The 20750-nt window shown below is 68.8% G+C and carries 24 protein-coding genes; 5 read left to right on the top strand and 19 right to left on the bottom strand.

Going from position 1 to position 20750, the window contains the following annotated elements:
• Window positions 1–58 precede the first annotated feature (58 nt).
• A complete protein-coding gene (locus AAC979_RS11445; RefSeq protein WP_371346946.1) occupies window positions 59–346 on the top strand; it encodes a GIY-YIG nuclease family protein in 288 nt (95 codons plus the stop codon).
• A gap of 421 nt (window positions 347–767) precedes the next feature.
• On the opposite strand, the gene hemF is transcribed toward AAC979_RS11445, so the two are convergent.
• A complete protein-coding gene (gene hemF, locus AAC979_RS11440) occupies window positions 768–1661 on the bottom strand; it encodes an oxygen-dependent coproporphyrinogen oxidase (RefSeq protein WP_371346945.1) in 894 nt (297 codons plus the stop codon).
• A 68-nt stretch (window positions 1662–1729) separates the two neighbouring features.
• The gene (locus AAC979_RS11435; protein ID WP_371346944.1) at window positions 1730–2425 is read right to left on the bottom strand and encodes a VIT family protein; all 696 of its coding nucleotides are present in this window, start codon (window positions 2423–2425) and stop codon (window positions 1730–1732) included.
• 150 nt (window positions 2426–2575) lie between these two features.
• Between AAC979_RS11435 and AAC979_RS11430 the strand changes: the two genes are divergently transcribed.
• Window positions 2576–4438, top strand: a complete 1863-nt coding sequence (locus AAC979_RS11430; protein WP_371346943.1) for an ABC transporter ATP-binding protein — start codon at window positions 2576–2578, stop codon at window positions 4436–4438.
• A gap of 158 nt (window positions 4439–4596) precedes the next feature.
• On the opposite strand, the gene greA is transcribed toward AAC979_RS11430, so the two are convergent.
• From greA to AAC979_RS11410, 4 genes are all read right to left on the bottom strand, one after another.
• Window positions 4597–5100 (bottom strand): transcription elongation factor GreA, encoded by a 504-nt coding sequence (gene greA / locus AAC979_RS11425; RefSeq protein ID WP_371346942.1) that lies wholly within the window; start codon window positions 5098–5100, stop codon window positions 4597–4599.
• A gap of 96 nt (window positions 5101–5196) precedes the next feature.
• Window positions 5197–5490 (bottom strand): HigA family addiction module antitoxin, encoded by a 294-nt coding sequence (locus AAC979_RS11420; protein WP_371346941.1) that lies wholly within the window; start codon window positions 5488–5490, stop codon window positions 5197–5199.
• A gap of 10 nt (window positions 5491–5500) precedes the next feature.
• Window positions 5501–5782, bottom strand: a complete 282-nt coding sequence (locus tag AAC979_RS11415) for a type II toxin-antitoxin system RelE/ParE family toxin (RefSeq protein WP_371346940.1) — start codon at window positions 5780–5782, stop codon at window positions 5501–5503.
• 60 nt (window positions 5783–5842) lie between these two features.
• Window positions 5843–6316, bottom strand: a complete 474-nt coding sequence (locus tag AAC979_RS11410) for a tRNA (cytidine(34)-2'-O)-methyltransferase (RefSeq protein ID WP_371346939.1) — start codon at window positions 6314–6316, stop codon at window positions 5843–5845.
• A 339-nt stretch (window positions 6317–6655) separates the two neighbouring features.
• Between AAC979_RS11410 and petA the strand changes: the two genes are divergently transcribed.
• The 3 genes from petA to AAC979_RS11395 are packed head-to-tail and all read left to right on the top strand — an operon-like array spanning window position 6656 to window position 9383.
• Window positions 6656–7216 carry a ubiquinol-cytochrome c reductase iron-sulfur subunit gene (gene petA / locus AAC979_RS11405; protein WP_371346938.1) on the top strand — a complete coding sequence of 187 codons (561 nt, stop codon included), beginning with the start codon at window positions 6656–6658 and terminating at the stop codon, window positions 7214–7216.
• Between the two features lie 24 nt (window positions 7217–7240).
• Window positions 7241–8515, top strand: coding sequence for a cytochrome bc complex cytochrome b subunit (locus AAC979_RS11400; protein ID WP_371346937.1), 1275 nt, complete (start codon window positions 7241–7243; stop codon window positions 8513–8515).
• Window positions 8516–8525: 10 nt separating this feature from the next.
• The gene (locus tag AAC979_RS11395) at window positions 8526–9383 is read left to right on the top strand and encodes a cytochrome c1 (protein ID WP_371346936.1); all 858 of its coding nucleotides are present in this window, start codon (window positions 8526–8528) and stop codon (window positions 9381–9383) included.
• 223 nt (window positions 9384–9606) lie between these two features.
• Here AAC979_RS11395 and AAC979_RS11390 read toward each other — a convergent pair whose 3' ends face one another.
• The 13 genes from AAC979_RS11390 to lgt all read right to left on the bottom strand — a co-directional run bounded on the left by AAC979_RS11390 (window position 9607) and on the right by lgt (window position 20704).
• Entirely contained in the window at window positions 9607–10083 is a 477-nt protein-coding gene (locus AAC979_RS11390) for a MaoC family dehydratase (protein WP_371346935.1), read from the bottom strand.
• 8 nt (window positions 10084–10091) lie between these two features.
• Window positions 10092–10550: a MaoC family dehydratase gene (locus AAC979_RS11385; RefSeq protein WP_371346934.1), complete on the bottom strand. Its 459-nt coding sequence runs from the start codon at window positions 10548–10550 to the stop codon at window positions 10092–10094.
• Between the two features lie 50 nt (window positions 10551–10600).
• Window positions 10601–11125 carry a GNAT family N-acetyltransferase gene (locus AAC979_RS11380; RefSeq protein WP_371346933.1) on the bottom strand — a complete coding sequence of 175 codons (525 nt, stop codon included), beginning with the start codon at window positions 11123–11125 and terminating at the stop codon, window positions 10601–10603.
• Between the two features lie 18 nt (window positions 11126–11143).
• Entirely contained in the window at window positions 11144–12241 is a 1098-nt protein-coding gene (gene ychF / locus AAC979_RS11375) for a redox-regulated ATPase YchF (protein WP_371346932.1), read from the bottom strand.
• 86 nt (window positions 12242–12327) lie between these two features.
• Window positions 12328–12939, bottom strand: coding sequence for an aminoacyl-tRNA hydrolase (gene pth / locus AAC979_RS11370; RefSeq protein ID WP_371346931.1), 612 nt, complete (start codon window positions 12937–12939; stop codon window positions 12328–12330).
• A 134-nt stretch (window positions 12940–13073) separates the two neighbouring features.
• On the bottom strand, window positions 13074–13697 hold the full coding sequence (locus AAC979_RS11365; protein ID WP_371346930.1) for a 50S ribosomal protein L25/general stress protein Ctc: 624 nt from the start codon (window positions 13695–13697) through the stop codon (window positions 13074–13076).
• A 167-nt stretch (window positions 13698–13864) separates the two neighbouring features.
• Window positions 13865–14815 carry a hypothetical protein gene (locus AAC979_RS11360; protein ID WP_371346929.1) on the bottom strand — a complete coding sequence of 317 codons (951 nt, stop codon included), beginning with the start codon at window positions 14813–14815 and terminating at the stop codon, window positions 13865–13867.
• A 134-nt stretch (window positions 14816–14949) separates the two neighbouring features.
• Window positions 14950–15903, bottom strand: a complete 954-nt coding sequence (locus AAC979_RS11355; RefSeq protein WP_307019858.1) for a ribose-phosphate pyrophosphokinase — start codon at window positions 15901–15903, stop codon at window positions 14950–14952.
• Between the two features lie 149 nt (window positions 15904–16052).
• Complete coding sequence (locus AAC979_RS11350) at window positions 16053–16730, bottom strand: hypothetical protein (RefSeq protein ID WP_371346928.1); 678 nt, start codon at window positions 16728–16730, stop codon at window positions 16053–16055.
• An 86-nt stretch (window positions 16731–16816) separates the two neighbouring features.
• Window positions 16817–17968, bottom strand: a complete 1152-nt coding sequence (locus tag AAC979_RS11345) for a M24 family metallopeptidase (RefSeq protein WP_371346927.1) — start codon at window positions 17966–17968, stop codon at window positions 16817–16819.
• An 8-nt stretch (window positions 17969–17976) separates the two neighbouring features.
• Complete coding sequence (pgeF, locus tag AAC979_RS11340) at window positions 17977–18738, bottom strand: peptidoglycan editing factor PgeF (RefSeq protein WP_371346926.1); 762 nt, start codon at window positions 18736–18738, stop codon at window positions 17977–17979.
• Window positions 18735–19862, bottom strand: coding sequence for a class I SAM-dependent methyltransferase (locus AAC979_RS11335; protein ID WP_371346925.1), 1128 nt, complete (start codon window positions 19860–19862; stop codon window positions 18735–18737). The genes pgeF and AAC979_RS11335 overlap by 4 nt, the downstream gene beginning before the upstream one ends.
• Window positions 19859–20704 (bottom strand): prolipoprotein diacylglyceryl transferase, encoded by an 846-nt coding sequence (gene lgt, locus AAC979_RS11330; RefSeq protein WP_371346924.1) that lies wholly within the window; start codon window positions 20702–20704, stop codon window positions 19859–19861. The genes AAC979_RS11335 and lgt overlap by 4 nt, the downstream gene beginning before the upstream one ends.
• Window positions 20705–20750: the final 46 nt, after the last annotated feature.

Below are 20750 nucleotides of genomic sequence, written 5' to 3'. Positions count from 1 at the left end.
GCCCTCATGCCCGGGCTTGACCCGGGCACCCAGGGGCGGTCCATGGTAGAACAGAACCATGGGATCGCACTGGGTCTACATCCTCGCCAGTCAACGCAACGGCACGCTTTACGTTGGCGTGACCCGCGATCTGCCCAAGCGCATGCACGAGCATCGAACCGGGCTGTTCGGCGGGTTTACGGCGCAGCACGGGGTGAAGATGCTGGTCTTTGCTGAGCCGCACGATACCGCGATGGCCGCGATCCAGCGCGAGAAGAACATCAAGCACTGGCCGCGCCGCTGGAAGCTCGCCTTGATCGAGCGCGACAACCCGGAATGGCGGGACCTGTATGACGATCTGGTGTGAGGGTGGAAAGCCTGGGTCCCCGGGTCAAGCCCGGGGATGAGGGGGCTGTGGGGGAAGGGGTGTATGGGCCGGGGAAGGGTCCGGAGGTGAGGGCATAACCTCTCTTCGCTCATGCCCGGGCTTGACCCGGGCACCCAGGGGCGGCTCCGCTGTCAGCTACCTGAAGGCGCTGCGCGGGCGGGCAGGCTGGGTCCCCGGGTCAAGCCCGGGGATGAGGGGTCCCGGGGAGGGCAACCCTTCCTCCCTCATGCCCGGGCTTGACCCGGGCACCCAGAGACGGGTCCGCTGTCAGCTACCTGAAGGCGCTGCGCGGGCGGACAGGCTGGGTCCCCGGGTCAAGCCCGGGGATGAGGGGTCGGGGGGTGAGTGGGTGCTGAGGGCTGGGTCCCCGGGTCAAGCCCGGGGATGAGGGGGCCTCACCTCACGGCCACTTCACCACCGGCGGCATGGAGGAGAGGATGGAATCCACATTGCCGCCGGTCTTCAGGCCGAACAGCGTGCCGCGATCATAGAGCAGGTTGAACTCGACATAACGGCCGCGGCGGATGAGCTGTTCCTCGCGCGCCGCCTCGTCCCAGGGCGTCGCCATGTTCGCCCGCACGAGGCGCGGATAGACATCGAGAAAGGCGAGGCCCACCGCCTTGGTGAAGTGGAAATCGGCGTTCCAGTCGCCGGATTCCAGCCAGTCGTAGAAAATGCCGCCAATGCCGCGCATCTCCTTGCGGTGCGGCAGATAGAAATACTCGTCGCACCACTGTTTGTAGCGGGCATAGTCGATATGCGGACGGCCCTCGCAGGCGCCGCGCATGGCGGCGTGGAACGCTTCCGAATCCGGGTCTTCCTGGGTGCGGCGGGCGTCGAGAACGGGGGTGAGGTCCGCCCCGCCGCCGAACCACGCCTTGGTGGTGACGACGAAGCGGGTGTTCATATGCACCGCCGGCACATGCGGGTTGGTCATATGGGCGATGAGCGAGATGCCGGTGGCGTGGAAGCGCGGGTCTTCCTCGGCGCCGGGAATCTGCTTGCGGAATTTGGGGGCGAATTCGCCATGCACGGTCGAGCAGTGCACGCCCACCTTCTCGAACAGCCGCCCGCGCATCAGCGACATCACCCCGCCGCCGCCCGGCGCGCCGGAATGGTCGGTGCGCGCCCAGGGCGTGCGCTCGAAGCGGCCGGGAGCGCCGGGATAGAGCGCGGCGGGGGCGTCATCTTCCAGCTTTTCGAACGCCGCGCAGATGCGGTCGCGCAGTTCCTCGAACCAGGCGCGGGCGGCAACCTTGCGGGCCTCGATGTCGGCGGCGGTCTCGGCACTCATGACGGCTCTTCCTGCGGATGGACGCAGGGCCGCTTCTAGCCTCTCCCGCCGCGCGCCGGAAGGGCGGGCTACACCATCGTGCCGGAGATCGCGCCGATGGCGGCGGTGGCGGCCATGGCCAGCGCGCCCCAGAAGGTGACGCGCAGCGCCGCCTTCACCGGATCCGCCCCGCCCGCCTTGGCCCCGGCGACGCCGAGCAGGGCAAGGAAGGCCAGGGCGGCGCCCGACACCGTCAGCGGCAGACCGGACAGCGGCGCGAGGAGCGCGGTGGCCAGCGGCAGCGCCGCGCCGGCAGCGAAGCTGGCGGCGGAGGCCAGCGCCGCCTGCACCGGGCGGGCGGCGGTGATCTCGTTCATGCCCAGCTCGTCGCGGGCATGCGCTTCCAGCGCGTCCTTGGCCGTCAACTGGCGGGCGACTTCCCGCGCCAGTGCCGGCTCCAGCCCGCGCCCGACATAGATCTGCGCCAGTTCCTCCTGCTCGCCGGCCGGGTCGGCGGCGAGTTCGGCGGTCTCCCGGGTGAGGTCGGCGCGCTCGGTGTCGGATTGCGAGGACACCGAGACATATTCGCCCGCCGCCATCGACATGGCGCCCGCCACCAGCCCGGCAATGCCGGCGAGCAGCACGGCGTCGCGCTCGGCATTGGCGGCGGCGACGCCGACGATGAGGCTGGCGGTGGAGAGAATGCCGTCATTGGCCCCGAGCACGGCGGCGCGCAGCCAGCCGGCACGGTCGACATAGTGATTCTCGGCGTGGCGCGGGCGCATGCGGGTTCTCCATCGGCAAAGGCACAAGCGGCAAGGCGCGGGAGGCTGCGCCGGAACCATTACAGCCATATGATACCGCGTTGCGGCGGGGCGGCATTACCTGCGGGCGGCGACACAAAGGTGCCGCATCGCGAGCGCAGAAGGCGGCGCATGTTGTCGCGCATCTTCGCCCTGTTCGAGAAGCTGGTCGATCCCTTCCACCCGGCGCCCATCGGGCAGCCGCCGGAGGGGTTGATCGCGTTTTACTGGCACTTCGTGCGCCAGACCGGCTGGGTCTATGTCGCGGCGCTCGGCGCGGCCTTCGTGGTCGCGATCATCGAGGTGTCGCTGTTCCGCTATATCGGCCAGATCGTCGACCTCTTGCAGGCGTCGAGCCCTCAGACCTTCTTCGCCGATCATGGCGGGCTGCTGCTGTGGATGGCCTTTGTCGTCGTGGTGGCGCGGCCCCTGGCCAATCTGCTGCACGATTTGCTGGTGCGCCAGACCATCACCGCCAAGGTCGGGCCGATGATCCGCTGGCAGTCCTATCGCTGGGTCATCCGCCAGAGCGTCGGCTTCTTCAACAATGACTTCGCCGGCCGCATCGCCACGCGGGTGCTACAGGCGGGCCCGGCGGTGCGCGGCTCGGTGGTCGAGGTGATCGACGCGCTGTGGTACGCCGGAATCTACGCGGTGAGCGCGGTGCTGCTCTTCGCCGAGGCCGACTGGCGGCTCGCTTTGCCGATGGTGGCGTGGATCAGCTTCTATGTGCTGGCGCTCGTGGTCTTCGTGCCGCGCATCCGGCACCTGTCCAAGCGCACCGCCGAGAGCAATTCGGCGCTCAGCGGGCGGGTGGTGGACAGCTACACCAACATCCTCACCGTGAAGCTGTTCGCCCATTCCGACCGCGAGGACAGCTATGTCCGCGCCGCGCTGGCGCGCAATGTCGACGACAATAGCCGCCAACAGCGGCACATTTCGCGCATGGCCTTCACCATCAGCGTGCTGAACAGCCTCATGCTCGGCGCGGTCGGCGCGCTCGGCATCTGGCTGTGGTCGGTGGGCGCGATCAATCTCGGCGCCATCGCGCTGTCCACCGGCCTGTCGATCCGCATCGTTAACATGTCCGGCTGGATCATGTGGGTGGTCACCGGCGTGTTCGAGAATGTCGGCACGGTGCAGGAGGCGATCACCACCCTGTCGCGCCCGCGCGAGGTGGCGGACGCCCCCGCCGCTCAGGCGCTGCGGGTGACGGCGGGCGAGATCCGCTTCGAGCGTGTGTCGTTCCACTATGGCAAGGGTGGCGGGGTCATCGAGGACCTCTCGCTCACCATCCGGCCGGGCGAGCGTGTGGGGCTGGTCGGCCCCTCCGGCGCCGGCAAGTCGACGCTGATGAGCCTGCTGCTGCGCTTCTACGACCCGGAATCGGGGCGCGTGCTGATCGACGGGCAGGATGTGCGCGGCGTGACGCAGGATTCGCTGCACGCGCAGATCGGCGTGGTGACGCAGGACACCTCGCTGATGCACCGCTCGGTGCGCGACAACATCGCCTATGGCCGGCCGGACGCCAGCGAGGAGGACATCCGCACCGCCGCCCGCCGCGCGCATACGGACGGCTTCATCGACACGCTGTCCGACCCGCAGGGGCGGGTGGGGCTCGACGCCCATGTCGGCGAGCGCGGGGTGAAGCTCTCCGGCGGCCAGCGCCAGCGCATCGCCATCGCCCGGGTGCTCTTGAAGGACGCGCCGATCCTCATTCTCGACGAGGCCACCTCGGAGCTCGATTCGGAGGTGGAAGCGGCGATCCAGGCCAATCTCGATGAGCTGATGACCGGCAAGACGGTGATCGCCATCGCCCACCGCCTCTCCACCATCGCCCGCATGGACCGGCTGGTGGTGATGGAGCACGGGCGCATCGTCGAGAGCGGCACCCATGCCGAGCTGGTGGCGAAGGGCGGCCTCTATGCCCGCTTGTGGCACCGCCAGTCCGGCGGCTTCATCGACGCGGACGAGGTCGAGGCGGCGGCGGAATAGGGTTCGAGCGACCTCGCCCGGCGTGCGCGCCCTCATCCCCGGGCTTGCCCCGGAGATTCAGCCTTGCCGCCGCCGCGCCCGCTCGTCCTATAGCGCGCCCGGCCACTGGGTGCCCGGGTCAAGCCCGGGCATGAGGGAGGTGTCGGCAGGCTGGCAGCCTAGCCGCCGGCCCCGTCGACCCAGGCGATGGAGAGGATTTCGAGGCTGCGCCCCCCGAACTCGACCACGTCACCCACGGATTTCCCCATCAGGGCGAGCGCGACAGGGGAGCCATGCGAGATCGTCGCCCGCGACGGGTCGGCCTCATCCTCGCCGACGATGCGGTAGGTCTGCACCCGGCCATCCTCGCGCTCGAAGCTCACGATGTGGCCGAAGGCGACGACCTCGTGCGAGGCGGGCGGCGGCGAGAGCTGGGCCGTCTCCACGCGCTGGGAATAGTAGGCGACATCGCGCAGGGGAATCGCCGCCTGCCGGCGCCGTTCATTGACATCGTCCAGCGCGTTGGCGGCCGCCAGCGCCTGCTGCGCGGCGGCGAGCTCTGCCTGCAGCATGGCGAACCCCGCCTGCGTCACGAGATTGATTCGACCGGAGATCGGGCGCGGCGGCAGTATGGTCTCCGACGCCGCCTCGGCGCTCTCTTCCTTCGCAAACGCAACGCTCACGTCGCACGGCTCCTGTCAGGGGTTCGAGATGTTCGGGCGCACAGCTAGCACCGCGCGGGGCGGGCGGGGTATGGGCCGTATACCGAGGACGAAGGGTCAGGCCGCCTCGCGCGGGGTTATGTTCGCCAGCTCCGGCCGTTCCGCCTGCGTCTTGGCGAGATCGAACGCGGTCTGGAGATTCATCCAGAATTCCGGGCCGGTGCCGAAATAGCGACCCAGCCGCAAAGCTGTGTCAGCCGTGACCGGCACTTCCTCGCGCGCCAGCCGCTCGACGCGGGTACGCGGCACGTGCAGCGCCTTGGCGAGGCCATAGGGCTTGAGCCCCAGCGGCAGCAGAAACTCCTCGCGCAGGATTTCGCCGGGATGGATGGGCGGCGTTGGGCCGATCATCGTGCGCTCCTCAGTGATAGTCGGTGATCTCGACCTCGGCCGCATTGCCCTCCCGCCAGAGAAAGCAGATGCGAAACTGGTCGTTGATGCGGATGGAATGCTGGCCGGCACGGTCGCCCTTCAGCGCTTCCAGCCGGTTGGCCGACGGCACGCGCAGCGCCTCCAGCGTCACCGCGGCGTTGAGCATGGCGAGCCGGCGCTGCGCCACCCGCATCAGATCGGCAGGAAAGCCCTTGCCGACACGGCCACTCCACACCGCCTCCGTTCTCTTGTCCCTGAAGCTGACGATCATCGTGGGCGTGCGGAGTGAACGACGCAGAAAACGTATCTCAATATGATACGTCGCGCAACATCAGGTCCGCGCCGCCGCAAATCCCCCCGTCTGCCGCAGCGCCTCGCCGAGAATCATCGCCCCCGCCAGCGCGACATTGAGCGAGCGGGCGCCCGTCACCAGGGGGATGACGATTCGCGCATCCGCTGCCTGATGCACCTCCTCCGGCACGCCGGCGCTCTCGCGGCCGAGCAACAGCACGTCGTCGGGCGCGAAGGCGAAGGCGGTATAGGCCACCGCCCCGCGCGTGGTGCACAGGACGAGGCGGCGTCTCTCCCCGGCGCGCCACGCCTCGAAGGCTTTGAAGCTGGCATGGCGGGTGATGGCGGCGCGGTCGAGATAATCCATCCCCGCGCGGCGGAAGCCGGCATCGCCGACGGGAAAGCCAGCCGGTTCGATGATGTGCAACGAAAGGCCGAAACAGGCGCTCATGCGCGCCAGCGTGCCGGCATTCGGCGCGATATCCGGCTGGTAGAGCGCCAGTGCCAGCGTCATGCGGTGTCCTTTCCCGGCCCCCGGCTCCGGCGGCATGCTTAACGGCGCCATGCCGCCGCCGGCAAGGCGGCGCGGCGGGCTTTGCGAGACCCCTTTCGGCCCGACGCAGCCCCATGCTACCGACAGGGCCGGCCTGTCGGGGCGCCCGATTGGGGGCAGGACGGGTTGCCGCACTGTGTTCATCTGGACAAGGGGCGGTCCGGATGCAATTAGAGGCAATCGAAGGTAGGGTCGACCGCGTGCCACGCGGACGCCTGCCCGTTTCGTGCGAGCGCTCGGCGCCGCAGCGAGGGGTGGGCCGAGGCAGCGGTGACGGGTTCGAGGGGAAAGGAAACCATCGTGGCAGCAACTGAGACGGCGGGTACCACGCGCCGCGACTTTCTCTACATCGCCACCGGCGCCATGGGCGCGGTCGGCGCCGCCGCACTCGTGTGGCCCTTCATCTCCCAGCTCCAGCCCGATGCCTCGGTCCTCGCGCTGTCCTCCACCGAGGTGGACCTGTCGCAGGTCGCCGAGGGCCAGATGGTCACGGTGAAGTGGCGCGGCAAGCCGGTCTTCGTGTGGAACCGCACCGAGAAGGACATTGCCGAGGCGAAGGAGGTGCAGCTTTCCGCGCTGCTCGATCCGATCGCCCGCAACGCCAATCTCGCGGCGGACGCCCCGGCGACCGACGAGAACCGCGCCGGCGAGGGCCACGAGAAGTGGCTGGTCGTCATCGGCATCTGCACCCATCTCGGCTGCGTGCCGATCGGCCATTCCGGCGAATATGACGGCTGGTTCTGCCCCTGCCACGGTTCGGAATACGACACGGCCGGCCGGGTCCGTCGCGGGCCGGCGCCGACCAATCTCGAAGTCCCGCCCTACAAGTTCGTGTCCGACACGAAGATCTCCATCGGCTGAGCCGGCGTTCAGGGATATTCAAAGATGAGCGGACATTCCACGTTCGAGCCGAAGCACCCGGCGCTCAAGTGGTTCGAGAGCCGGCTGCCCCTGGTCGGCCTGATCCATTCCTCCTTCGTCGCCTATCCGACGCCGCGCAACCTGAACTACTGGTGGACCTTCGGCGGCATCCTGTCGCTGATGCTGGTCTGCCAGATCCTGTCGGGCGTGGTGCTGGTGATGCACTACACGCCGCACATCACGCTGGCGTTCGATTCCGTCGAGCACATCATGCGCGATGTCAGCTATGGCTGGCTGATCCGCTACATTCACTCGAACGGCGCCTCGATGTTCTTCATCGCGGTGTATATCCACATGTTCCGCGGCCTCTATTACGGGTCGTACAAGGCCCCGCGCGAGGTGCTGTGGATCCTCGGCTGCATCATCTACCTCCTGATGATGGCCACCGCCTTCATGGGCTATGTGCTGCCGTGGGGCCAGATGAGCTTCTGGGGCGCCACCGTCATCACCAATCTGTTCTCCGCCTTCCCGGTCGTCGGCCCGACCATCGTGGAATGGCTGTGGGGCGGCTTCTCGGTCGATAACGCGACGCTCAACCGCTTCTTCTCGCTGCACTATCTGCTGCCCTTCATGATCGCCGGCGTCGTCGTCCTGCACGTGTGGGCGCTGCATGTGGTCGGCCAGAACAACCCGACCGGCGTCGAGCCGAAGAGCGCCAAGGACACCGTGCCCTTCACCCCCTACGCGACCATCAAGGACGCGTTCGGCATGGTGTGCTTCCTCATCTTCTTCGCCTGGTTCCTGTTCTACATCCCGAACTATCTCGGCCACGCCGACAACTACATCCCGGCCAACCCGCTGGTGACGCCCGCGCATATCGTGCCCGAATGGTACTACCTGCCGTTCTACGCCATGCTGCGCGCGGTGCCGGACAAGCTCGGCGGCGTGCTCACCATGTTCGGCGCCATCGTCGTGCTGTTCTTCGTGCCGTGGCTCGACACGTCGAAGGTGCGCTCGGGCGTCTACCGCCCGCTGTTCAAGCAGTTCTTCTGGATCTGGGTGGCGGTGTGCATCGGTCTCGGCTGGCTCGGTTCCAAGCCGGCGGAAGGCGGCTATGTCATCGCCGGCCGCATCCTGACCATCTACTACTTCGCCCATTTCCTCATCATCCTTCCGCTGCTCGGCCTGTTCGAGAAGCCGAAGGCGGTGCCGGCCTCGATCACCGAGGCCGTGCTGGGCAAGAACAAGGGCGCGGCACCGGCCTCGGCGGGCGTCTCGGCGCCGCAGACCAAGGGTTGAGCGGATCATCATGAGCACCACCATGTCCTTCCGTTCCAGCCTTCTCCGTCCGCTCGCCGTCGCCGCGCTGGCGTTCGGCCTGGCCGCCCCGGCGCTTGCCGCCGACGGCCACGGCACGTCGAAGCCCCCCCGCGAGGAATGGAGCTTCGCCGGTCCGTTCGGCACGTTCGATCAGGCGCAGCTGCAGCGCGGCTTCCAGGTGTTCAAGGAAGTCTGCTCCTCCTGCCACTCCGCGCATCTGTTCGCCTTCCGCAACCTCGCCCAGCCCGGCGGCCCCTCCTTCAGCGAGGCGCAGGCCAAGGCGGTGGCGGAGAGCTACCAGGTGCAGGACGGGCCGAACGATGCGGGCGACATGTTCGACCGCCCGGGCCGGCTGTCCGACCACTGGCCCTCGCCCTTCCCCAACGAGCAGGCGGCGCGCGCCTCCAATGGCGGCGCCTACCCGCCGGACTTCTCGACGCTGGCCAAGGCGCGCACCTATGAGGTCGGCTTCCCCGGCTTCCTGATCGACATCTTCACCCAGTATCAGGAGCAGGGCCCGGACTATATCCACGCGCTGCTGGTGGGCTATGAGGAGCCGCCGGAGGGCTTCGCCCTGCCGGAAGGCGCCCATTACAACAAGTACTTCCCCGGCCACGCCATCAAGATGCCGCAGCCCATCTCCGACGGGCAGGTGACCTATTCCGACGGCTCGCCGGAAACGGTCGACCAGTATTCGCGCGACGTGACCGCCTTCATGATGTGGCTCGCGGAGCCGCATCTGGAAGCGCGCAAGCGCATCGGCTTCCAGGTGATGATCTTCCTCATCATCTTCGCCGGCCTGCTCTACTTCACCAAGAAGAAGGTGTGGAAGGACGTCGCTCACTGAGCGGCGTGGCATTCCCGCCGACGACGAATAAGCGAAGGGCCCCGGGAGGGGCCCTTTTGCGTTTGGGAGCCTTCGACCCGGCATGCCCTCATCCCCGGGCTTGACCCGGGGGCTCAGGGCGTGCCCCGTCGCCGCCATTCATCGTCGAGGGCTCGCTCTGCGGCGGCGGAGAACAGGCTGGGTGCCGGGGTGGCCGGGGATGGGAGGACGACCTGCCCCCCGCTCACGCCTCCAGCCGCTCGACAAAGACGCTGTTGGTGAATTCCAGCGCCAGTTCGCCGCCCTGGGCGGTGGCGGTTTCGCGGGTGAAGACGAGGCCCCATTCCGGGCGGCTGGCGCTCGGCTTCTTCGCCGTCACCTCGCTGAGAAAGGTCAGCGTGTCGCCGGGGCGCACCGGGCGCAGCCATTTGAGGTTTTTGAAGCCGGGCGAGGGGCCGAGGCGCGGCACCGGGCGGCCCTGGCGCCGCAGCGTCTCATGATCGCGCGCCCAGGCCTGCGCCCGCAGCCGGGCGGAAATCGCCACCGCATGCCAGCCGGAGGCGACGAGGCCGCCGAAATGGGTGCGTGCCCCGGCCGCCGCGTCGAGATGGAACGCCTGCGGGTCGAAGGCCCGGGCGAAGGCGACGATGTCCTCTTCGGTGAACATATGGGAGCCGAGCCGCGTCGGCGTGCCGATCTCGATATCCTCGAAGAACCGCATGACACCCCTCAGGCCGGCCGGAAGCCGGGATTGCGCCGGCCGAACAGGATGGTGCCGACAAGGTCCGCCATTACGGCGCCGGCGGTGTCGATCAGTTCGAAGCGGAAGGTGACGAGCCCCATATCCGGCCGGCTCCGGGAGGTGCGCGTGTCCAGCACGCGCCGGCGCAGGCTCAGCACCGTGCCGGGATGCACGGGCTTCAGGAACCGCACCTCCTCCAGCCCCGGCGAGCCGAGGCAGTCGCTGCGGGTGAGGAAGCCATCGGCGGCAAGGCGCATGAAGATGCAGCACAGGTGCCAGCCCGAGGCGGCGAGGCCGCCGAGATGAGTCGCCTCGGCGGCGGCATCCATGAGATGGATCGGCTGGGGATCATAGTCGCGGGCGAAGGCGAGGATTTCCTCGCGCCCCACCACATAGCGCCCGCAGGTCGCTTCCTGGCCCTCTTGGAAATCTTCCCAGAACAGCATCGCACCCCCCGGTCGTGGCGCATCCATGACAGGCGAGCCGCGCGGCAAGGTCAAGTGCGCGGCGAACCGGTCTCGGCGGAGGGCCCGGTCGGGGCGCGCGGCAGCTCCATCTGCACAATCTCGATCGGATCGCCGCCGATCCCATGGGAGAACGTGCCCCGGCCAATGCGGCGGAAGCCGTGGCGCGCGTGGAAGCCCTCGGCGTTGAGGGTGGATTCCACCGTCACCGGCCCGTCATGGCCGTGCCGGGCGGCGGCGAGGCCGATCTCCAGCAGCCGGCGGCCGAGGCCACTGCCGGCGGCTTCCGGCCGCAGGAACAAGCGGGTGATCTCGCCCGGCTCGGCATCGACGAAGCCGAGCACCGTGTCGCCCAGCGCCGCCACCACCACGCCGCCGCGGGCGATCAGCCCCTCATAATAGCTCGGCGTGCGGGCCCCCATCCAGCCGGCGATCTGCGCGTCCGAATAATGCCCGCGCGCCAGGCTGGCGACGGACAGGCGCGTGACCTCGAACAGGTGCACGCCTTCGCCCGCGCGGGCGAGGCGGAGAAGGGGAGCGCTGTCGTCGGCCGCCATGCGCGTTCCCCTCCCGGATCAGGTGTTGAAGCGGAAATGCAGCACGTCGCCATCGGCGACGACATAGTCCTTGCCTTCCAGCCGCAGCCGGCCGGCATCGCGGGCGCCGGCCTCGCCCTTGCCCTTGACGTAGTCGTCATAGGCGATGGTCTCGGCGCGGATGAAGCCCTTCTCGAAATCCGAGTGGATGACGCCCGCCGCCCCCGGCGCCTTGGTGCCTGATGTGATGGTCCAGGCGCGGGCTTCCTTGGGGCCGACGGTGAAATAGGTGACGAGCTTCAAGAGTTCGTAGCCGGTGCGGATGATGCGGTTGAGGCCCGGCTCTTCGAGATCGATGGCTTCCAGATAATCCTTCTGCTCCTCGGCCGGCAGCACGGCGATCTCGCTCTCGATCTTGGCGGAGACGACCACCGCCTTGGCGCCTTCCTCCGCCGCGCGGGCGAACACCTCGGCGGACAGCGAATTGCCGTTCTTCGCCGAGGCTTCCTCGACATTGCAGACATAGAGCACCGGCTTGGAGGACAGCAGGCCGAGCATGCGGAAGGCCTTTTCCTCCTCCGGCTTCACCTCGACGAGGCGCGCCGGCTTGCCGTCGCGCAGCAGCACGAGGGCGCGGTTCATCAGGTCGAGCTGTTCCTTGGCGTCCTTGTCGCCGCCCTTGGCCTTCTTCTCCAGCGCGCCGGCGCGCTTTTCCAGGCTTTCGAGATCGGCCAGCATCAGCTCGGTCTCGATGGTCTCGATGTCGGAAACCGGGGCGAGCTTGCCCTCGACATGGGTGACATCGGAATCCTCGAAGCAGCGCACCACATGGGCGATGGCGTCACATTCGCGGATATTGGCGAGGAACTGGTTGCCGAGGCCCTCGCCCTTGGAGGCGCCGCGCACCAGCCCGGCAATGTCGACAAAGGTGAGGCGGGTGGGGATGATCTGCTGCGAGCCGGCGATCTGCGCCAGCGTCTCCAGCCGCGCATCCGGCACCGCCACATCGCCGACATTCGGCTCGATGGTGCAGAAGGGGTAGTTCGCCGCCTGCGCCGCCGCCGTCTGCGTCAGCGCGTTGAAGAGGGTCGACTTGCCGACGTTGGGCAGGCCGACAATGCCGCATTTGAAGCCCATGATGCGATGCTCGGTCGAGAGGAAGGGTTGCGCCGTGGTTAGGCAGAATGGCGGGCGAGTGCAAGTGAGGGGTGGCCCGGGGGGCGTCAGCCCGGCTTCTTGCCGGGCTTTTCCGCCGGGCCGATGCCGCGTGCTTCCAGAAACAGGTGCATGCGGTTCTGGAACTCGTCCAGCCGGTGGGTGGCGAGCAGGCCGGCAAGTTCGGCGCAGCCGTCGCACACCGCCTCCACCCAGTCGCGCTCGGCCTTGGCGAAGTCGCTCAGCACGTAGTTGTGCACCAGCGCCTTGTCGCCGGGATGACCGATGCCGAGACGCACGCGGGCATAGTCATTGCCGCAATGGGCGGTGATGGAACGCAGGCCATTATGCCCGGCATTGCCGCCGCCGACCTTGTAGCGCACCTTGGCGGGCGGCAGGTCGAGCTCGTCATGAAAGGCGAACAGGTCGCGCAGCTCGATCTTGTAGAAGCGCTGGGCTTCGGCGACGGCGCGGCCGGATTCGTTCATATAGGTTTCCGGCAGCAGGGCGAGCACCTTCTGCCCCTCGATCTCGCCCTCGCAGGCGGCGCCCTGGAAACGGCGGCGCCAGGGCGAGAAACGGTGCCGGCGGGCGATGGCGTCCACCGCCATGAAGCCGATATTGTGCCGGTTGCCGGCATATTTGGACCCGGGATTGCCGAGCCCGGTGAACAGCAGCACCGCGCGCCTCCTGCACGTTCAGGCGACCTGTCGAAACGACAAGAGCCGGAAGCGGGCTTCCGGCTCTCCTCGCGGGATGGGCGGGCGGCGCCATGTGGGCCGCCCGGATCAGCCGTCTCAGCCGTTCAGGCGCATCAGCCCTTGGCGGCGTCAGCCGCGGCGGCCGCAGCTTCGTCGGCCTCGGCTTCCTTCAGGCCCGACGGGGCGGTGATGGTGGCCAGCGTGTCGTCGCCATGGCCGGCCCAGGTCACGCCCGCCGGCAGCTTGACTGCCGAGAGGTGGATCGAGTCGCCGAAATTGTAGCTGGACAGGTCGACCTCGATCGCGTCGGGGATCGCATCCGCCGGCACGTTGAGGGAGACGGTGTGGCTGACAATGTTCAGCGTGCCGCCCTGCTTGATCGCCGGCGCGGTGTCGGCGTTGAGGAAGTGCACGGGCACGTCCACCGCCAGGCTGGCGCCGACGGCGACGCGCAGGAAGTCGACATGCAGCGGGAAGTCCTTGACCGGATCGAGCTGGTAGTCGCGCGGGATCACCCGGTGCTTCTCGCCGTCCACTTCGACGTTGAACAGCGTGGTCAGGAAGTGACCGGCATAGATGATCTTGTTGATCTCGATGTGATCGAGCGTGATGCCGACGGGGGCCTTGCCGTCGCCATAGATGACGGCGGGTACGCGACCGGCGCGGCGTTCTGCACGAGCGGCCCCCTTGCCGACCTTCGTGCGCGCCTGCGCCTTCAGTTCCTTGATGGCGGTCATGATTGTCCTCAATGGTTGCAAAAGGACAAGGCCGCTTGCGCGGCCCGTTCCTTCAGGCTTGGTACGGTGAGCCCACGGCGCGCCTCCAGGGGTGCGGAAAGGCCGGGGCCGGGCGGGCTCATAGCAGCAAAAGCCTTGGCGGGCAATGTTTGCGCCGCGCGCGGACGTCAGAACTTGCCGAGCACGCCGGCCTTGACGAGGCCGCTGGCCTCCGCGCCGGGCGCCTGCGAGCGCTCGATCGAGATGAAGCGTTCCGCCCGGCCGGCGGGGGCGCGCAGTTCCACCCCGGTGACGACGGTCTGGCCCTTGTCGACCTCGACCCGCGTGCCGAGCTTTTCCTCGCCCAGCCCGAGCGGGGCGAGCGGCACCGACACGGTGCTGCCGATGGCGATATTGTCATAGACCGAGGCGGAGGCCGGGTTCGGCCCGGCGGAGGCACCGACCGTGCCGGTGCTGTAGACGGTGACATTGTCCTGCTCCAGCCCGATCCGGCCTTTCAGCTCGCCCGAGCCGCTGGTGCCGGTGGTGGCCAGCGCGCCGGAGGCGGGGGCGGTGGCGCTGGCGCTGGAGGACACCGAGACCATGGCCGCGCCCTGCCGCAGCTCCATCTGCGTCGGCAGTTGCGTGCGTGCCCTCTGCACCGGCGCGGCGCGTTGCCCGACGAGCTGGTTGGGCTTGGGCGCTTCCGGCTCGGGCTGCTCCGGGGTGCCGCCGAGGCCGAGTTCGATGCTCTCCCACAGCGAGGGCATCACGGCGGTGTCCTGCAGCGGATCGGGCGGCGCGGTTTCGGCCTCGGGCGTCGCGCTCTCGGGAGGAGGGGCGTCCGCCGCCGACGCCTCGGCCGCGCGATGCGCCGCCTCATAGGGCGAGGCGCTGGCCGCCGCCTCGTCATAGGGCGAGATCATGATGACGCCGAACCACGGGTCCGGCAGGCCGGGCTTGGTGACCGTGCCGATGGACTGGGCCGCGGCCGGCAGGGCGAGGGCGAAGGTGATCCCTGCCACCGGGATGATAAGGCCGGCGCGCAGGGCGGGCCGGCCCCCGCCGCGGCGCGGGCGGGGGAGGCGCGGCGACAGGGCAGGCGGCAAAAGGGGGCGCAGCGGGGGGGTACGCGGCATGAGGCGGTCCGGGTCGTTGTCAGCGAGCGGACAGGGTGCGGCCGAACTGTGGAGCGAAAATGGCGCAGCGCACCATTTCGGCCGATACCAGTATTTGCAACGGCTTAGGTCGGCAGGTGCCGATCAGTCCGCTCTCAGTCGAACAGGCTGGAGACGCTTTCCTCATGCGCGGTGCGGCCGATCGCCTCCGCCAGCAGGCTGGCGATGGAGATGACGCGGATGTTGCGCGCCACCCGCACCGCTTCGGTCGGCTGGATCGAATCGGTGATCACCAGTTCCTTGAGGTTCGAGGCGGTGACGCGCGAGACCGCGCCGCCCGACAGCACGCCATGGGTGATGTAGGCGTAGACCTCGGTGGCGCCGCGCGCCAGCAGCGCGTCCGCCGCGTTCACCAGCGTGCCGCCGGAATCGATGATGTCGTCGACGAGGATGCAGCGCTTGCCCTCGACATCGCCGATGACATTCATCACCTCGCTCTCGCCGGGACGCTCGCGGCGCTTGTCGACGATGGCGAGCTGGGCGTCGATGCGCTTGGCCAGCGCGCGGGCGCGGACCACGCCGCCGACATCCGGCGAGACCACGGTGATGTCGGACAGTTCGAAACGCGACTTGATGTCCGCCACCATGACCGGGGCCGAGAATAGATTGTCGGTCGGAATGTCGAAGAAGCCCTGGATCTGGCCGGCATGCAGATCGACGGTCAGCACCCGGTCGGCGCCGGCATGGGTGATGAGATTGGCGACCAGCTTGGCGGAGATCGGCGTGCGGCCGGAGGAGCGGCGGTCCTGCCGGGCATAGCCGAAATAGGGCAGCACGGCGGTGATGCGGCGGGCGGAGGAGCGGCGCAGCGCATCGGTGATGATGAGCAGCTCCATCAGATGGTCATTGGTCGGGAAGGAGGTGGACTGCAGGACGAACACGTCCTTGCCGCGCACATTTTCCTGAATCTCGACGAAGATCTCCATGTCGGCGAAACGGCGGACCACGGCCTTGGTCATCGGCGTGCGCAGATACGCCCCGATCGCCTCGGCCAGCGGGCGGTTTGCGTTGCCGGCGACGAGTTTGATCGAACCGTTATTGTCAGACATTCCGGCGCGCTCCCAGCCGTCACCCTTCCGCCGGCCGTCGTATAGCCGTCGCGCAGACCTGATAGGCGGGCCGGCCCGGCCTGTAAAGCTTCCAGAAGCCCGTTGCGCGCGCTTGTCCCATGCGTTGCCGCATAGGTGCCGCGCGCGGCTCAGGGATGCGAGGCGAAGGTGAGGGCGCGGGTCTCGCCCTCGGTTGAAGAGGGTGCCGTTACGACATCGGCGGGGATATCGTCCGGCGCCGCGCTGGCCACTACGGGGCCGTTGCCCGGCTCCACCGGCGGCGCGTCGGCCGGGTCCGGCTGGGCGCCGGCGGCCGGGGCGGCGGTCACGGCGGCAGGGGTGCCGCCGGCGAGGCGGGTGGAAATTTCGTCGAGACTCTGCGCGGCGATGCGCTGCACCGTGGCATCGTCGAGATTGTTCCAGACATCCTTGCCGGGGCCGAGCTTCTCGCGGCCGGCGACGCGCAGCACGCGGTCGCTGTCGGCGTCGAACACGTCCCACACCCAGTCGACCTCGCCCTTGCCATTGGCGACGCTGGCGGCGAGATAGCCGCGCACGCGATAGGCCGCCTGGCTGCCGCGCGAGACGACGGGAATCTGCTTGGCCTTGGCCTGGTCGGAGAGATCGGCGACGAGCCGGTCGAACACCGGCTCCGGCGGGCCGTCAATGGATTCGAAGGCGATGGTCCTGTTGCCCGAGGAGATGGAGGCCGCCGCCACCGGCTTGTTGCCGCCGCCATTGGTCTGGCAGGCGCCGAGGGCGAGGGCGGCAAGAAGAACCGCGGTCGTCGTGAGGCGTCGGCCCAGCGGGCGGAAGCGAGCGAGCATGAACCATTCCCTGTGGGCCGGTCGCGCCGCGTGTCCCTGCCGAAGCAGGGCCGCGAACGTCGCCGGCGGACGGGAAAGGGTTAAGACTAATTAACGATCAGGTCCAGAGGGGCGGGCGTTAAGCCCTCGTTACCGTTAACGCCGACGAGATAGGTGCGGCCGAGGCACATGGCGGTGCCGCTGTCGCTGTCCATCAGAATCATGTGCGCGAACAGCACCATGCCGGGCTCCAGCACCCAGGGATTGCCCTCGTAGAACATGGGTGGGTCCATCCAGGAGGGGGTGAACTTGGCGCCGAGCGAATAGCCGCAGGCCGCCAACCGGTGCTTTTCCAGCCCGTGACCGTCCATCACATGCGCATGGGCGGCGAACACCTCGCCGGCGGTGCGGCCGGGCACCATGGCGTGGGCGCAGGCTTCCAGCGCCTGCTTCGCCGCGGCGAACAATTCCAGATGCCGGTCGCGAGGCGGGCCGATGACCACCGTCTCCATCATCGCCGCGTGATAGTGGCGATAGGCGCCAGCCCATTCCAGGGTGAGCTGGTCCTCGTCACCCAGCACGCGCCGGCCGCTCTTGTAGCGGCATAGCAGCGCGTCGGCGCCGGAGCCGATGATGAACTCATTGGCGGGGTAGTCGCCGCCACCCCTAAAGATGGCGCCCTGCATGGCGGCGAGCACCTCGCCCTCGTCCACGCCCGGCGCGATGGTGGCGAGCGCCGCCTCGCGTGCCGCCAGAGCCAGCTTGCCGGCCTGCCGGACATAGAGGATTTCCGCCGCCGACTTCACCGCCCGCAGCCGGTCCACCAGACGCGAGGCGTCGATGAGCGTAGCGATGCCCTCAAAGGCCGCGTCGAGCTTCTTGCCATTGGCGGCGGTGAGGCCGTAGCTCTCATATTCCACGCCGATGCGCCCGCCCGCGCCGCCCAGCTCCGTCACCATGGCGCATAGCTGCTGCTGCGGCGTGGCGTCGGCGCGGTCGGTCCAGACGCGGATGTCGGTGATCAGCGAGGTGTGCTGCGCCTGCCGCAGATCGGCCGAGCGGGTGAGCAAAGCGAGCCGCCCGTCGGCGCCGAGCCACAGCGCCTGGAAGAAACAGAAGCCGAACGTGTCATAGCCGGTGAGCCAGTACATGGATTCCTGCTGGAACATCAGCAGCCCGTCGAGCCGCTGTTCCGCCATCGCGGTGAGCAGGCGTTGGCGGCGGCGCTCGAACTCCGGGCCGGTGAAATGCAGGGTCATGGCGAAGCTCACACCAGGGTGATGGCGGCGATCAGGCGTCCATAGTCGGGCTCGCCGCGATGGGTGGCGCGGCGATAGGAGAAGAAGCGCGCCTCGTCGGCATAGGTGTCGAGGCCGAGATCGTCGACGGTGCCGACGCCGAGCCGTGTCAGCCGGGCGGCGATGTAGCCGGGCAGGTCGAACATCGCATGGCTGGGCCGAGCGGCGGGCACGAGGAAGCGCGCATTGAAGGCGTCGAGGCCCGTGAGCGTTTCAATGAAATCCGGCCCGACCTCATAGCTCTCCTGCCGGATCAGCGGGCCGATGGCGGCAACGATATTTCCGCGCCGGGCGCCGAGTTCTTCCATGCGGGCGAGCGTGGCGTCGAGCACGCCGCCGACCGCGCCCTTCCAGCCGGCATGGGCGGCGCCGACGACGCGGGCGACGGGGTCGGCGAACAGCACCGGCCCGCAATCGGCGATGGTGACGGCGGCGGCGATGCCTGTTGTGGCGGTGGCGACCGCATCGGCCTTCGGCCGCTCGTCCCACAGCCGGTCCACAATCACGCAGTCGGGCGAATGGACCTGCCAGGCGGTGAGCAGATGGCCGGAAGGCACGCCGAGCGCTTCTTCCATGCGCGCGCGATTCGCCGCGACATGGGTGGGATCGTCGCGCGAACCGGTGCCGCCATTGAGCCCGGCATAGATGCCTTCCGACACGCCGCCCTCGCGGGTGAAGAAGGCGTGGCGGATGCCCGGCAGGGCGCTCAGCGCAGTGGATTCGACCTTCATGCGGGAGTGTCCTTGAACAGCTCGGAGGGGGCGAATCCGGCCACCATGTCGAGGGCAGGATGCACCAAAGCGAGCGCCTTGAAGAGGGAGCCCATCTGTCCCTCGTCCGTGCCGGCGAGGCGCAGGCGCGCCGCCTCCACCATCTCGCGGTCGGCCTCGCTCGCCGCGCGCTTCAGCCGGAAGGCGCGCTCGTCCAGGCCGAGCCGCTCCAGCAGCAGGCCCTGGCCGATGGGGCCGAAGACGTGGGCGCCTGCGGCCGTGGCGGCGTGGGCGAGGGCGGTGAAGTCGACATGGGCGGTGAGGTCGGCCTCGCCGGGATGGGCCAGCACATCGTCAAAGGCCCGGCGGTAAAGCGCCTGCAGCGTGTCGCCGAAGCCGCCGCCTTGCTCGCGCTCGCCGGCATGGCCGTAATCGACCAGCAGCGCCGCGCCGCCGCTCAAAGCGATGCGGGCCCCGAGGGTCGCGGCGATGGAGAGGCCGAGCGGGCAGGTTTCCAGCACCGCGCCCGGCGGGGCGGCGGCGAGGCGGGCGTCGCCGCGCGCATCGAGCCGGGCGCCGGGGCGCAGGCCGAAGGCGAGCGCGCCGGCGGAATCGAGGCCGACCATGCGCTCGGCGATGCCGTCCGGCGTGCGGACAAACTGGCGGATCGGCAGCGCGTCGATGAACTCATTGCCGAGCGCGATCAGCGGACCGGGCGGCAGCGCCTCGATCCGCTCCACCCATTCGACCGGGTAGCCGCGCAGCGTTTCCGCCTGCCGGGCGCGCAGGCGGGGCGAGGCTTCCACCAGCACCACGCGGGCGGCCTCATGCAGGCCCGGCACGCGGGCGGTGGCGCGCAGCATGTCGGCCATCATCGTGCCGCGCCCGGGGCCGAACTCGGCGAGGATGAAGGGCGCGGGCGAGCCGAGCCGCAGCCAGGTCTCGGCCGCCCACAGGCCGAGCAGCTCACCGAACATCTGGCTGATTTCCGGCGCGGTGATGAAATCGCCCGACGTGCCGAAGGGCTCGCGCGTGGTGTAATAGCCGAGCGTGGGGTGGAACAGGCACTGTTCCATATAGTCGGCGACGGTGATCGGGCCGGTGAGCGCGATCTGCCGGACGAGCTGTTCCGCCAGCGCGTTCATGCGGCACCCGCGCTGAGCGCCGGGCGATGTCGCGCGCGCCAGACGAGCCAGGAGCCCAGCGCCAGCATCGGCAGGGAGAGCAGCATGCCCATGGTGAGCCAGCCACCGAAGAGATAACCGAGCTGCGGGTCCGGCTCGCGGAAGAACTCGACGAAGATGCGCGCGCAGCCATAGAGAAACACGAACAGGCCGGCCACCGTGCCCGGCCGCGCCAGCGCCCCGGCGCGGATGGCGAGCTGCAGGATGAGGAAGATCGCCAGCCCCTCCAGCCCGGCTTCATAGAGCTGGCTCGGATGGCGCGGCTCCGGCCCGCCATGGGGGAAGACGAAGGCCCAGGCGACATCGGTCGGCCGGCCCCACAATTCGCCATTGATGAAATTGGCCAGCCGCCCGAGGAACAGGCCGACCGGCACCACCGAGGCGGCGATGTCCAGCATGGAGACGAAGGGCAGGCCCCGGCGCCGGCAGAACAGATACATGGCGAGGATGGAGCCGAGAAAGCCGCCATGAAAGGCCATGCCGCCATGCCAGACGGTCAGGGCCTCCCACGGATTGGCGGCGTAATAGGGCAGGTTGTAGAACAGCACATAGCCGATGCGCCCGCCGAGAATGACGCCGACGGCGATCCACACCACCGCGTCGTCGAACTCCTCCGGCTTGATCGGCGCATGGCCGCCCCACAGCGCCGGGCTGGAACACAGCCGCTTAGCCATCCACCAGCCGAACAGCAGGCCGCCAATATAGGCGAGCGCGTACCAGCGTATGGCGAAGGGACCGAGCTCGATCAGCACCGGGTCGATAGCGGGGAAGGGCAAAGCGAGCAGCGGCGGTGTGAGCAGCATCGAACCTCTCGGCGGAAGGGCGCGCGGCGGGGTGCCCGGCGCGCGC

It is taken from the genome of Ancylobacter sp. IITR112 (assembly GCF_041415945.1).
GTDB lineage: Bacteria > Pseudomonadota > Alphaproteobacteria > Rhizobiales > Xanthobacteraceae > Ancylobacter.
Note: the sequence above shows the minus strand (reverse complement) of the source record. Positions and strands in the feature narration are given on the sequence as shown.

Coding starts and splice junctions, on each gene's coding strand:
- AAC979_RS11445 (WP_371346946.1), top strand. CDS start 59: ATGGGATCGCACTGGGTCTACATCCTCGCCAGTCAACGCAACGGCACG.
- hemF (WP_371346945.1), bottom strand. CDS start 1,661: ATGAGTGCCGAGACCGCCGCCGACATCGAGGCCCGCAAGGTTGCCGCC.
- AAC979_RS11435 (WP_371346944.1), bottom strand. CDS start 2,425: ATGCGCCCGCGCCACGCCGAGAATCACTATGTCGACCGTGCCGGCTGG.
- AAC979_RS11430 (WP_371346943.1), top strand. CDS start 2,576: ATGTTGTCGCGCATCTTCGCCCTGTTCGAGAAGCTGGTCGATCCCTTC.
- AAC979_RS11420 (WP_371346941.1), bottom strand. CDS start 5,490: ATGATCGGCCCAACGCCGCCCATCCATCCCGGCGAAATCCTGCGCGAG.
- AAC979_RS11415 (WP_371346940.1), bottom strand. CDS start 5,782: ATGATCGTCAGCTTCAGGGACAAGAGAACGGAGGCGGTGTGGAGTGGC.
- AAC979_RS11410 (WP_371346939.1), bottom strand. CDS start 6,316: ATGACGCTGGCACTGGCGCTCTACCAGCCGGATATCGCGCCGAATGCC.
- AAC979_RS11400 (WP_371346937.1), top strand. CDS start 7,241: ATGAGCGGACATTCCACGTTCGAGCCGAAGCACCCGGCGCTCAAGTGG.
- AAC979_RS11395 (WP_371346936.1), top strand. CDS start 8,526: ATGAGCACCACCATGTCCTTCCGTTCCAGCCTTCTCCGTCCGCTCGCC.
- AAC979_RS11390 (WP_371346935.1), bottom strand. CDS start 10,083: ATGCGGTTCTTCGAGGATATCGAGATCGGCACGCCGACGCGGCTCGGC.
- AAC979_RS11385 (WP_371346934.1), bottom strand. CDS start 10,550: ATGCTGTTCTGGGAAGATTTCCAAGAGGGCCAGGAAGCGACCTGCGGG.
- AAC979_RS11380 (WP_371346933.1), bottom strand. CDS start 11,125: ATGGCGGCCGACGACAGCGCTCCCCTTCTCCGCCTCGCCCGCGCGGGC.
- ychF (WP_371346932.1), bottom strand. CDS start 12,241: ATGGGCTTCAAATGCGGCATTGTCGGCCTGCCCAACGTCGGCAAGTCG.
- AAC979_RS11365 (WP_371346930.1), bottom strand. CDS start 13,697: ATGACCGCCATCAAGGAACTGAAGGCGCAGGCGCGCACGAAGGTCGGC.
- AAC979_RS11360 (WP_371346929.1), bottom strand. CDS start 14,815: ATGCCGCGTACCCCCCCGCTGCGCCCCCTTTTGCCGCCTGCCCTGTCG.
- AAC979_RS11355 (WP_307019858.1), bottom strand. CDS start 15,903: ATGTCTGACAATAACGGTTCGATCAAACTCGTCGCCGGCAACGCAAAC.
- AAC979_RS11350 (WP_371346928.1), bottom strand. CDS start 16,730: ATGCTCGCTCGCTTCCGCCCGCTGGGCCGACGCCTCACGACGACCGCG.
- AAC979_RS11345 (WP_371346927.1), bottom strand. CDS start 17,968: ATGACCCTGCATTTCACCGGCCCGGAGTTCGAGCGCCGCCGCCAACGC.
- pgeF (WP_371346926.1), bottom strand. CDS start 18,738: ATGAAGGTCGAATCCACTGCGCTGAGCGCCCTGCCGGGCATCCGCCAC.
- AAC979_RS11335 (WP_371346925.1), bottom strand. CDS start 19,862: ATGAACGCGCTGGCGGAACAGCTCGTCCGGCAGATCGCGCTCACCGGC.
- lgt (WP_371346924.1), bottom strand. CDS start 20,704: ATGCTGCTCACACCGCCGCTGCTCGCTTTGCCCTTCCCCGCTATCGAC.